The organism is Saonia flava (genome assembly GCF_011927795.1).
Classification (GTDB): domain Bacteria; phylum Bacteroidota; class Bacteroidia; order Flavobacteriales; family Flavobacteriaceae; genus Saonia; species Saonia flava.
This window is the reverse complement of the sequence record NZ_JAATJJ010000001.1, coordinates 2,471,822-2,483,906: the sequence shown is the minus strand read 5'-3', so window position 1 is coordinate 2,483,906 and position 12,085 is coordinate 2,471,822. Positions and strand designations below refer to the sequence as shown.

15 protein-coding genes are annotated in these 12,085 nt (G+C 35.8%); 12 read left to right on the top strand and 3 right to left on the bottom strand.

Annotation, left to right across the window (positions count from 1 at the left end; genetic code table 11):
- Position 1 precedes the first annotated feature (1 nt).
- From GGR42_RS16835 to GGR42_RS10850, 6 genes are all read left to right on the top strand, one after another.
- Positions 2-151 (top strand): hypothetical protein, encoded by a 150-nt coding sequence (locus tag GGR42_RS16835; RefSeq protein WP_209023957.1) that lies wholly within the window; start codon positions 2-4, stop codon positions 149-151.
- A 167-nt stretch (positions 152-318) separates the two neighbouring features.
- Complete coding sequence (locus tag GGR42_RS10870; RefSeq protein ID WP_167963783.1) at positions 319-1,845, top strand: carboxypeptidase-like regulatory domain-containing protein; 1,527 nt, start codon at positions 319-321, stop codon at positions 1,843-1,845.
- A 156-nt stretch (positions 1,846-2,001) separates the two neighbouring features.
- Positions 2,002-2,526, top strand: coding sequence for an RNA polymerase sigma factor (locus GGR42_RS10865; protein ID WP_167963781.1), 525 nt, complete (start codon positions 2,002-2,004; stop codon positions 2,524-2,526).
- A complete protein-coding gene (locus GGR42_RS10860) occupies positions 2,526-3,326 on the top strand; it encodes a HEAT repeat domain-containing protein (RefSeq protein ID WP_167964477.1) in 801 nt (266 codons plus the stop codon). The genes GGR42_RS10865 and GGR42_RS10860 overlap by 1 nt, the downstream gene beginning before the upstream one ends.
- Positions 3,327-3,346: 20 nt before the next feature.
- Positions 3,347-4,099, top strand: coding sequence for a DUF4097 family beta strand repeat-containing protein (locus tag GGR42_RS10855; protein WP_167963779.1), 753 nt, complete (start codon positions 3,347-3,349; stop codon positions 4,097-4,099).
- Between the two features lie 49 nt (positions 4,100-4,148).
- Complete coding sequence (locus tag GGR42_RS10850) at positions 4,149-4,862, top strand: DUF4097 family beta strand repeat-containing protein (protein ID WP_167963759.1); 714 nt, start codon at positions 4,149-4,151, stop codon at positions 4,860-4,862.
- A 1-nt stretch (position 4,863) separates the two neighbouring features.
- Here the strand turns inward: GGR42_RS10850 and GGR42_RS10845 are convergent, their stop codons facing one another.
- From GGR42_RS10845 to GGR42_RS10835, 3 genes are all read right to left on the bottom strand, one after another.
- Positions 4,864-5,250, bottom strand: coding sequence for a DUF423 domain-containing protein (locus tag GGR42_RS10845; RefSeq protein WP_167963757.1), 387 nt, complete (start codon positions 5,248-5,250; stop codon positions 4,864-4,866).
- A 47-nt stretch (positions 5,251-5,297) separates the two neighbouring features.
- Positions 5,298-5,810 carry a hypothetical protein gene (locus GGR42_RS10840; protein WP_167963755.1) on the bottom strand — a complete coding sequence of 171 codons (513 nt, stop codon included), beginning with the start codon at positions 5,808-5,810 and terminating at the stop codon, positions 5,298-5,300.
- A 259-nt stretch (positions 5,811-6,069) separates the two neighbouring features.
- A complete protein-coding gene (locus GGR42_RS10835; RefSeq protein WP_245201435.1) occupies positions 6,070-6,486 on the bottom strand; it encodes a hypothetical protein in 417 nt (138 codons plus the stop codon).
- 168 nt (positions 6,487-6,654) lie between these two features.
- Between GGR42_RS10835 and GGR42_RS10830 the strand changes: the two genes are divergently transcribed.
- The 6 genes from GGR42_RS10830 (at position 6,655) to GGR42_RS10805 (ending at position 12,072) form a co-directional block, all read left to right on the top strand.
- Complete coding sequence (locus GGR42_RS10830) at positions 6,655-7,272, top strand: class I SAM-dependent methyltransferase (protein ID WP_167963751.1); 618 nt, start codon at positions 6,655-6,657, stop codon at positions 7,270-7,272.
- 169 nt (positions 7,273-7,441) lie between these two features.
- Positions 7,442-8,068 (top strand): DUF4386 domain-containing protein, encoded by a 627-nt coding sequence (locus GGR42_RS10825; protein WP_167963749.1) that lies wholly within the window; start codon positions 7,442-7,444, stop codon positions 8,066-8,068.
- Positions 8,069-8,260: 192 nt separating this feature from the next.
- On the top strand, positions 8,261-8,671 hold the full coding sequence (locus GGR42_RS10820; protein WP_167963747.1) for an EthD family reductase: 411 nt from the start codon (positions 8,261-8,263) through the stop codon (positions 8,669-8,671).
- A 285-nt stretch (positions 8,672-8,956) separates the two neighbouring features.
- Positions 8,957-9,490: a hypothetical protein gene (locus GGR42_RS10815; protein ID WP_167963745.1), complete on the top strand. Its 534-nt coding sequence runs from the start codon at positions 8,957-8,959 to the stop codon at positions 9,488-9,490.
- A gap of 21 nt (positions 9,491-9,511) precedes the next feature.
- Positions 9,512-10,615 carry an acyltransferase family protein gene (locus GGR42_RS10810; RefSeq protein WP_167963743.1) on the top strand — a complete coding sequence of 368 codons (1,104 nt, stop codon included), beginning with the start codon at positions 9,512-9,514 and terminating at the stop codon, positions 10,613-10,615.
- A gap of 32 nt (positions 10,616-10,647) precedes the next feature.
- On the top strand, positions 10,648-12,072 hold the full coding sequence (locus GGR42_RS10805; protein ID WP_167963741.1) for an SDR family oxidoreductase: 1,425 nt from the start codon (positions 10,648-10,650) through the stop codon (positions 12,070-12,072).
- The last annotated feature ends 13 nt before the right edge of the window (positions 12,073-12,085 follow it).

Here is a 12,085-nt window from a genome sequence, read left to right as displayed (position 1 = left end):
CATGGATATTTTTCAAAACATAGTGGTTTATTTGATCTTAGCTGCAGCAATTGCCTATCTAGTTAAAACCTATTTTCTTCCTAAAAAACTCTTCTCCTCTAAAAAAGGCAAGGATTCTGCCTGTGGAAATGATAATTGTGGTTGTCACTAGCACATTTTTGTTTACCTAGGCAACCTTTTCCTTGGTTGTGATGTCTTTTATAATAGAACGCTTTTTCTTTAATCGTTAAAAAAAGGATAAATAGGTATTAAAGAAATCCAAAAAGCACCTGCTATCACAGAACGCATTACTTTATTTGTTACTTGCAAAACCATTCTATGAACAAGACCTCTACCTCCATTCTAATTTTTTTGGCATTCTACTCATTTTCTTATGGGCAGACCATTAGTTCTAAAATTATAGATTCCGCCACTCAAAAACCTGTCCCCTATGCAACTGTTCAGCTTAAGAACAAAGGCGTTATCACTAATGAAGAAGGTAGGTTTACTTTTCTTTTGGAGAATGGAGCAACCGAAACAGACTCTCTTTTTATATCCTGTATCGGGTACGAAACCATTAAGAAACCACTGCGCGAATTCACAGAAAATGCAATTCAATTACGTCCAAAAGAAATTGAACTAAATGAGGTAATTGTAAGCAACAAAGAGTTTACTGCAGAAGAAATTATTGATTTGGTGAAAGAAAACCTGGATAAAAACTACAGTTCCAATTATACCAAAAAAAGATTGTTCTTTAGAAAGTCTTCCTTTCAGAATATGAACAAAACGGATTATACCTTAAAAAAGTCCACCATTGAAGCACTCAACAAAAAATTTCTGGACAGTGTTATCAGCACAGTCCCAAAAAGCAACAGTTACTACACAGAAGTTCTAGGTGATCTGTATGGTAATTTTAATAAAGAAAAACAAAAACTAGATCTTATTAAAGCGTCGGAACTTTATGATAAAAGTATGGAAATGGATTTTGAGAAATTGGAAGAAAAGTTCAATGACATCATCAAAAAAAATGTGAAAACCGATTCCTATTTTAAAGTGAAATCTGGTCTTTTTGGAACAAAATTGGATGCTGATGAGCTTTTTGAAGGGGATGTGGATTCCACTGATGTTGAAGCCGTAAACAAAGAATTGGAACAAACAAAAAAATGGGAAGAGGAAAGAAAGAAAAACTTTGCCAAATACCGCAGAGGAGCACTTGGTGACATTTTTAACAGCTTACCCATACGAGAGGATTCCCACTTAAATTTTCTGTCAAAATCCAATAGGTATGAATTTGTTTTAAAGGATTTTACCTACTTAGGTAAAGATGCCGTTTACGTGGTAGATTTTGAACCCAAACGTTCCGAAGATTACAAAGGCACCCTTTATATAAATGTCGATGATTTTGCACTGATCCGAGCAGATTATGAAAATGTAAAATCTGTTAAAACCTTTAGGTTATTGGGCATTTCGCTCAATGCATATCTGTCCAGGGGAAAAATTATATTCTCAAAAGATGATGACAACCAATATGGCCTACGCTTCTTTGAATCAGAAACTGGAAACCGAATGGGTATAAAAAGGCCTCTAAAAATTATTGAAAAGAACAAGCATGTAAAAGGGCGTAGGAAACAAAACGAACTTTCAGCGGACATTGACCTTGTTTTTTCCAGTATTGATAAAAATGAAATTGTGGTTTTTGAAACCGAAGGTGTTAGCAATGAAAATTTTGAAAGTTTTAAAGAGGACAACAATATGCTCCCAACCTATATGCCAAGCTATGACCCAACATTTTGGGAAGGCCACAATATCATAGAACCCAACCAAGCTATAAAGGGGTTTGAAGCCGTTCCCGCCTCTCCAAAATAATCCCTTAAACTCTCCCCATACCTGGCATTTCTTCTGCTGAACTTGTTTCTAAGCTCCTTTGTTCTTTCATTATAAGTCGCAATAATTTTAAACATTGTTGTAACCTTTTGTAAATTCCTGACTATATAATAACGAACACCAACTAAAAGCATGTTCTTGGAAGAGCAAACAGATGAAAAACTTATGGCTGAAGTTGCCAAGGGAGACCTTGACCTTCTCAAGGTTTTATTTGAAAGACATCATGTACATGTGTTTAATTTTCTTCTAAAAATGTCGAAGGACAAAATGTTGAGCGAAGATATTACGCAAGATGTTTTTTATAAGGTGATGAAATACAGAACCTCCTATAATAATGGAAAATTTGTTTCATGGATATTTACTATTGCGAGAAACAGCCTTAAATCACATTATACAAGGAGTGCTGAAAAACATCAAGATTTGGATACTGTAATCCACTTTGAGCATGATGAAATAGAAGAAAAAAATGAAGAGCACACCCATTTGCACAAGGCACTTTCCAAGCTAGAAACTGCAGATAGAGAGTTGCTGATCTTAAACCGCTTCCAAGAAATAAAATATGCGGAATTGGCAGAAATAATGGGCAGTACCCCAGGTGCAATTAAAACAAGGGTGAGTAGGGCATTAAAAAAATTGAAGACCATTTATTTTGAAAATATATAATGATGAACAAAAAACATATAACGGATTTACTGCCAGAGTATTTGGATGGTATACTAACGAAATCCCAAATTAAAAATATTGAAACCCATCTAAAGGATTGTGATTCATGTAAGGAAGAACTACGACAATTCCAAGTCCTCCATACAGCCTTTGATAGTGAAAAAGAAGTGCTTCCATCAGAGAAATTGAAGTCCAATTTTTATGAGGCATTGGAGCTGGAAAAACAAAAAAACCCTAAAGTAGTTGTTATGGATTCCCAGCCCCAAGCAAGAAAAAATGCTTGGATGCCCAACCTGTTAAAACTAGCGGCAAGTATTGCTTTACTTATTGGGGGTTTTGCTCTTGGAAAATATCAACAAGAACAAAAAATGAATTTAGAAATTGCCACCCTTCAAAATGAAAGTTTGGGCATAAAGCAAATGGCAATGCTTTCCCTTATGGAGAACAAATCTGCCAGTAAGCGCATACAGGGCGTTAATTATATTGATGAATTTTCTGCCCCAGATGAAGCTATAGTAAAAGCTTTGGCAGACAGGATGCTACATGATGAAAACGCCAATGTAAGGCTATCAGCGGTAGAGGCATTGGAAAAATTTACCACATCCGAAACCGTAAAAAAAGCGCTTATTATTTCATTGAAAACAGAAAAAGACCCCGGAATACAAATAGCTGTAATACAAACCTTGGTGAAAATACAAGAGAAAAAAGCGGTTGCTCCCATGCAGGAACTTTTGGAACAAGAAGACACCCAACCCTATGTAAAGAAACATATTAAAACAGTATTGCCAAGTATAATTTAAACATCAAAAAACGAAAAATTATGAAATCATTAAAAATCACTTTTTTAGCATGCTTTATTTGTGCAACCTTATTTGCACAAGAAGATTATAAGAAGTCCTTGGATGGGATTGAGTGGGTAAAAATAGAATCCCAAGCAGATGTAACATTAAAAACCCATAGCAGTAATGAACTTTTGATCAAATCAAGAAGCTCAAATGAGACCCCGGATAGGGCCAAAGGATTAAAATTGGTTGGCGAAGGCGGTTCGGACAATACCAATGTAGGTTTCTATGTAATTAAAGAAGGAAACAATCTTATTGTTAGAAATTTAAAGAAATCCGAAAGTGCAGAAATCTATCTTCCTGCTTCACAAAACGTTTTGGTCAAGACCACATGGCAGGGAGACATAAAAATATCGGGTTTCCAGGGAGAAATAGAAACCACCGCCGAGTTAAATGGGGGTATTACTATTGAAAACGTTACTGGCCCCTTAACGGCCAATTCTCTAAACGGAGCTATAGAAGTGTTGTTTACCAAGGTGAGCCAGAAATCTCCAATTACAATTAACACAGTAAATGGTGAAGTGGATATTACCATGCCTGCCAATACGCCTGCAGACCTAAATATGGGCACCCTCAATGGAAATGTATATACCAACTTTGACCTGGCCCTCCCAGATAAAAATGGACTAAGGGCAGTTGCCGGAAACAAAATCAAAGGTGCTATAAATAATGGTGGTGTGGCTATTAAACTAAATACCATCAACGGAAATATATATCTAAGAAAAGAATAATCAATTAATTGGTGCTGAAACCAGAACAGCGTCTAAAAAACGAACAGTCATGAAAAACATTAAATTAGTTTTTTTGTTAAGCTTCATCAGCTTTACGATCAATGCGCAAAAAGTTATTGAAAAGAACATCGAGTACAAGAATCAAACCATCGATGTAGAATTAAAGTTCGCCTCAGAGATTGAGGTAAAAACTTGGGATAAGTCCACCATTTATTTTAAGGCGGATATTTTTACAGAAGATGGTAAGTATTTGGATTTGTATGAATTGGATGTAAAGGAGAATAGCTCCACAATTAGTATTGTTTCCAATGCGGAGCCCATCTTTAAAAAGATTTGGGATGAGTACGAAAAGAACAATCCCGGTAAAAGAAAAAGATATTTTTCCACGGGTGACGAGTATGAATTTAACTACGTTCTCTACGTGCCAAAAAATGCAAAATTCAATGTTAGCAGCATCAACGGAAATTTAAAGTCCGAACTTATTGAAGGTGAATTTAGTGCCGACCTCATCAATGGAGATATAGACATTGCCAAATATGCGGGAAATATGGATTTAAAAACCATAAATGGCGAAATAGACCTTAAAATGATAAATGCAAATTTAGTTGCAGAAACCATTCATGGGGATATCTATGCAGATGAAAAACTAAAATTCACTTCCACCAATCGTCATGTAGGTCAAAAAATAGAAGGCAGCGTCCAAGAAGGCAAATACAGACTGCGTTTGAACACAATCAACGGAAACATGTACTTAAGGCTTTAGGCTATATAAAATTCCTAACAAACCTATACAGCAACAACCCCCATCCGAGGACTAAAAAAAGTCCGCCGATGGGGGTAATAGGTCCAAGAAACTTCCACTTTTTACCTTTGGAAGCCGTAAGGCACAAGCCGTAAATACTAAAAGAGAATAAAAAAGTGCCCAGTATAAAACAATAGGCCATATTAGTTTCCAAAGAAGAACTAAACGGCAAATTAAAGCCCAATACCAACAATAAGATAGCATGGTACATTTGGTACTTAACTCCAGTTTCAAAACTTTTTAATTGGTCTTCTGTAAACTTCTTTTTTAGGGCATGGGCGCCAAAAGCACCAAAAATCACTGCCAGCAATCCATATACCGCCCCTACTATTTGTACCAAAAAAATCATAGTTCTATTTTAAGAGCACAAATTTAATGGTAAAGACCATAAAAATATCAATCAAACGATAAAGATGTTACATGGGCACTTGTATTTTGGGCCATATACAAAGGCGAACTAATAAACAAATGTTCCACTTGGTTATCCCAATCCCTAGCTATATCAAAATAACTGGTATTGGTTACGGCCATAATTTCATTACAATCTTGGCAAGTGTGTTTATAATCTAAAAAGTGGTGGGCAAACTCATGAAACGCTACCACTTTTAGAATCTCTGGGTCCAGTAATGCGGCCCAATTTATTAGAATGTTTTGTGCTTCACCAGCTGCGTTCCTTTCGACTTTACCCAAAACTGTTCCGTTTTCGGCCAGTGGCAAAGTTTGTACAATGTCAATTTTTTCTAATTCAAATAATTTAGAGTGATAGTCAATATTGTACTTTTTACACTGTTCAAAAAAATCATTTAAAAGTGGTTGCAAACGTCCATCAATATCTACGGATTCTTGGGCCTTTAATGAATGTGACAATGTGATGAAAAGTAAAAACAGTAGGCTTGTGTTCTTTTTCATAGATTAAAGGTTTTTGGTTAAGATTTAGGATCTCTACATTCACGGAAAACTAATTTCATGTAGGCTCACCCTATAATTGAACGCAAAAAAAACGTGTTTATTCCAAACTGCTGGAATTTAATATCTTATAAAATATTAATAATCTTTTTCCTACACCATAACTAAAGGCCATTCCAAGGTTTTGGGCTCCAATAACAACAGAAAAATTTTATAGTAAAATTTCCAAAAACAATGGGTTGGTATAGGAGTAAAAAACACTTTATTCTTCTTTCATCACATTGGCCTTAAAAAATTTAAATTGTTCTTGGGTTCTAAGGGAATCCTTAAAATTAAGGAACAGCTCTAGTGAGTCCTTATATTCCAACTTTATCTTTTGCTGCTCTAGATCGTCCACAAAAACATACACCTTATGATTGGAAATGGAATCCCTAAAAACTCCTTTCTCAGTGGTGGTCACAGAAAATCCAGACGCCCTTTCCAGCGCCGGCAGTTTGTCTACCATAGAGACCTTGTCGATGTCCGAAAACAATATTTTTTGATAGTAGATTCCAGATAATATCTGGAACTCATCTCCCTCTACTTTTGTCCAATTTTTATAATGTGCCACAAAAGCCAATATACACGTGACCAGTGTAAGTACAATCAACGCATTCCAAAACCAATTTCTTTTCTTCATTGCCATTCTCATTATTCTTTTGGTTACTCTAAGCTACGCAATAGATTGGAAGAATGCAACTGGCCACTAACTATGGCTTTGTACCACCATTTTATCGTATCTTCATTCTCATAGCTGAACTACGTTTAACTCAAAAGTTGGCAACAAGCATAAAAAACGAACCTAACAATGAAATTAAACAGAAAAAAACATTGGGAAACAGTTTATGAAACCAAAAATCCAGACCAAGTTAGTTGGACGCAAGAAAAGCCGAAAACTTCACTTGAATTTATCCTTTCTTTCGGATTAGAGAAAACTGCAAAAATAATAGATATAGGCGGTGGTGACAGTAAACTTGTGGATTACTTGCTTGATGAAGGATTTGAAAATGTTAGTGTTCTTGACATTTCTTCTAAATCACTTGAAAAAGCAAAAAACCGACTTGGGGAAAAAGCGAACAAAGTGAATTGGATTGTAAGCGACATTACAGAATTTGAACCAAATATGACTTTTGATGTTTGGCATGACAGAGCAACCTTTCATTTTCTAACTTCGACCGACCAAATAAAAAAATATATGAAAACAGCAAGAAAATCTGTAAACGGATTTTTGACAATAGGAACCTTTTCGCAAAATGGACCTAAAAAATGTAGCGGACTTGAAATAAAACAATACAACGAAGAGGAGTTAACATCGGAATTGAAGGATGGTTTTGACAAAATTAAGTGTGTAACAGAAGACCACTTAACACCATTTGACACCACGCAGAATTTCTTGTTTTGTAGTTTTAAAAGGCAATTGAACTGAACAAAAAAGCCAGTGACCAACACCATATAAAATTAATTGCTAGTGCAAGCCTACCTGCGAAAATCCTCGCGGATTTCCAGTTTGGTGCGTACTTGCAAAGTTTAGTACTAACCCACGCAACTACTCATGGCCGAGACGGTTATATGGCATTCTATAAAAAGTAATATGTATGAAAAGTTCTATAACTCATTCATCACCAAGCAAAGCAGCAATGGTTGTAGGGATAGCGTTTATAACTTCGGTTTTCATTGTAACCTTAGTTGATGATTTTCTTTTAGCTAATTTTGTAGTTCCTGGTGATACAGAAGCTTTAGCCAACGATATTAAAGCTAATGGGAAACTCTTTGGTTTTGCTATAATTGGTTATCTACTCGTACTTATTCTTGATTCTATTATAGGTCTCGCTCTATTTGTGGTGCTTAAACCAGCCCATAAGAATCTTGCTTTGCTTATGGCAGTTCTCAGGCTTTTATACGCTTTTACTTTAATAATTGGATTGTTTTGTCTGGCAATTCAAATTATCGATGTTTACGGCTATGCATCCATAAAACTTATTGGATACATATTTTTTGCCTTACATATCTTTGTACTTGGTTATTCGGTTCTCAAGTCAGGCTATATCCCAAAAAGCCTAGGTATTTTGTTAGTGGTTGCATCGTTTACATATATTGTATTTTTTGTAGATCTTCATCTGCCCAAAACACTTCAGTTAATAATAATGTCAACAATGCTTATGGCAGAACTTTCACTAAGTATCTGGCTTATAGTGAAAAGAAAAAAACTCCCTGAAAATTAATTTTAGTAAAATTGCAATTAGAGCCCCGTGGGATTGGTAGGGAAAAGAAATTTGATTTGTTTAAATGAACGATGGAAAAGTAAAGAAAATAGCAGATATCGATGAATAAGATATCTTTAAAGAAAAGAAAACGCCATATAACAAAGGCATTAGAAAATATTAGCTTTTAACGAATCATTAAATCTCAACAAAATGAAAATCAAAATTATCACTTTAATCCTTGGTGTCATTGCACTCCATGCCAATTGCCAGCAGAATGCACCAACAGATACTTTCACAAATAAAAAGGGCATGATCAAAGTGACGATACTATATCCGAACGGTGACGGAAAGACATTTGACATGGACTACTATTCCAATAAACACATGCCAATGGTTGCTAGTTTATTGGGCGACTCATTAAAGCTTTTGGCAATTGATGAGGGAATAGCCGGCAGAACGCCAGATGACCCAATTCCATATTTGGCTATTGGATATTTATCCTTTGACAAGCTTTCGTCCTATCAAAATTCTTTCGGACCAAATGCGGAAAAAATCGTTAGTGACATCCCTAACTATACCAATATTCAGCCAGTTGTACAAATTAGCAAAATATTCCAATGATTATGCAAAGGTCAGTCAAGAAGAGGCAAGCTAAAAGCTATTTCCAGATTTTCCAAGATGACACTGGCCACAACATTAGCAATTGCAAATAGGGCATAGAGTGATAAATTAATTGGTTTGGGCGTGTTTTCGAAGTCTGCCAAATCCTTTGATTTGAATATTGAAAAAGAAAGATAATTACAAAATATAAAAATTAGGCTCTTTGTAAATCCGAAAAGTTAGCGTCCTTTTATACACTCGTTCCATACACAAACAAATGGTATAGCGTACATTAAATAGAACATCATGAAAATTAAACCTCTTTTAAATATTTTAATAGCACTAGTTCTCGTAGGCTGTAGCCTAGGGGAAAACAAAAAAGAGAATACATTAAGTACTGACGAATGGAAATTGGTTTACAAAACGGATAGGGGCGGAAACAAAGTCTTTGGCAGTAAAGACGAACTTATATCTTTAATAAGAAAGGGATATCCTATCAAAATTGGTTGGGCCTCAAGAAGAAAGAATGACACAACAAAAACAGTTGAACATACAGTTGATGCACAGTTCCTTACCATTGCAAATGGAAATGAAGTTTTTGCGCAGATTACGCCTTTCCTTGCTCAGCGTCCAAATCTTACAAGTGATTCTTTGAGCATGACCCTATTACCTGTACAATCCAATTGGGTTTTAGGAACAAATGGGTCAATTAGCAGTGTTAATATTGATTATGTTAAGGATACAGTAAGGAACTCACCTCCAAAACTATTTGGATATGGATTAAGTTGGTTTTCAAAAACTTCTAATCCAGTAAAGAAAGTAAAACCTTTATGGGACTAAAGCTTATCAGGAAATAATACGATGCATAAAAATATAAAAGAATCTGAACGAATACTTTCAATTGATGCCTTGAGAGGCTTTGATATGCTGTTGATTATTTTTGCAGACCAATTTTTTATAAATCTCCACCAAGGTGTAGGGTCTTCCTTTACAAAATCTTTAGCAGAACAATTTAATCATCCAGAATGGTTTGGTTCCACTTTCTATGACATAGTAATGCCCTTGTTCTTGTTTGTGGTCGGTGCGGTAATTCCATTCTCACTATCCAAAAGAATCCAAGAAAGTAAGGGTGCGGCCTCCATATACAGAAAGCTTATAAAGCGTTTTGTCATATTATTTGTTCTTGGGTGGATCGTGCAGGGCAATCTATTGGCACTGGATGCCGAGAAATTTCATGTCTTTAGCAATACGTTACAGGCCATAGCTGTTGGCTACTTTTTTTCTTGCATTGCATATATTCACCTGAAAAGAAAATGGCTCTACCTCATTTTTGTATTGTGCCTTATTCTTTACGCAGTGATTCTAACGGTTCCCTATGTTCCCGGTGTTGGAAGGAGTACGTTACTGCCAGACAGTAGTTTTGCTTTGTACATTGACCATTTAATTTTTGGCAGGTTTGATGATGGCACCCAGTATACCTGGCTACTGAGCGGACTAGGATTTACGGCCACAACGCTATCAGGAGTTTTCGCGGGCGAATTAATTAAATCTAAACTGCCCCGAAAAAAAGTTTTACTCTATTTATTAATTGGTGGAGTAGTTGGATTGGTATTGGGCTTAATATGGGGAATATGGCATCCTATTGTAAAAAAACTATGGACAAGCTCCTTTGTATTGGCATCATCGGGAGTTTGTTTTCTTTTGATGGCTTTGTTCTATTGGATTATTGATGTGAGAAAGAACATAAAATGGTCATTCCCATTAAAAGTGATTGGCATGAACGCCATAACGGCATATGTGATTTCCCATGTAGTGAGCTTTCCTAAAATTGCCAATTTTTTATTCTTTGGATTAGAGCAATATACGGGAGCCTATTATGGCATTATAACCACCATTGGCGGTTTTGGAATTCTCTATTTGTTACTATGGTACATGTACAGAAACAAAACATTTATTAAAGTTTAATAAAAAATGGGGGCTTGTTCCTCCCCAAAAAAATGAGAATATTACTTACAGGTGCATCTGGATATATTGGAAAACGACTTCTTCCCGTTTTGGTGGAAGAAGGACATGATGTTATCTGTTGCGTTAGGGATGTCAATAGATTTAATCCGCCAGGATATTTAAAATCTAAAATAAGTATACTACAACTTGACTTGTTAGATAATGATTCTTTGAAAAAAATTCCAAAAGATATTGATGGGGCATTTTATTTGGTTCATTCAATGTCAGCTTCTTCCGACTATGAAATACTGGAACAAAAATCTGCCATAAATTTTAGAAATGCGTTAAACAAAACCAACGCACAGCATGTTGTTTATTTAAGTGGTATTGTGAATGAATCTTCCTTATCAAAACATTTGGCCTCAAGAAAAAATGTTGAAGTAGAACTTGGCAAGGGAAGCTATAATTTAACAACCTTAAGAGCCGGGATTATTATTGGCTCAGGAAGCGCCTCTTTTGAAATTATAAGGGATTTGGTAGAAAAACTTCCTGTTATGATTACCCCCAAATGGCTAAATACCAAGTGCCAACCTATAGGAATATCCGATGTTATTAAATTTCTTTCAAAAACTATTTTTAACCCAAAAACATTTGATCGGGATTTTGACATTGGGGGGCCAGATATATTGTCCTATAAAGATATGTTGCTAGAGTTTGGCCGTACAAGAAATTTAAAACGTTATATTTTTATCGTACCTGTCATGACCCCCAAGCTCTCCTCCTACTGGTTATATTTTGTGACCTCAACCTCATACAAACTCGCTGCAGCACTAGTTAATAGCATGAAAATTGAAGTGGTTTGCCGTACTAACGAACTGAACTCCATTTTAGGAATAAAACCATTGGGGTACAAAGAATCCCTTGAAAGAGCTTTTAGAAAAATTGAAAGCAATGAAGTAGTTTCTAGCTGGAAAGATGCCTATGCAAGCAGCGGTTTCAATGTAAATATATCCGAGTTCATACAAGTACCCTCCTATGGATGCTTTTTGGATGTTCGGGAAAAGAAAATTGAAAACCGTGAAGAGTGCATTCGAAAAATATGGGCAATTGGCGGCGAAAACGGATGGTACTATGGCAATTGGCTGTGGCGAATACGAGGCTTTGTAGATAAATTGAGCGGAGGAGTTGGCTTAAGAAGAGGCCGTACCAATGAAAATTCATTAAATACAGGAGATGCTCTGGACTTTTGGAGAGTTTTGTATGCAAATAAAGATGAAGGAAGGTTGCTTTTATTTGCCGAAATGAAATTGCCCGGTGAAGCTTGGCTGGAATTTAAAATAGTTGATGATAAATTGATCCAAACCGCCACCTTTAGACCACTAGGTTTATGGGGAAGATTATATTGGTACTCTGTTCTTCCTTTCCATGGCCTTATTTTCAATGGAATGATCAAAAGAATAACAAGTTCAGATGGCTAAGTAGCTTCTTAAA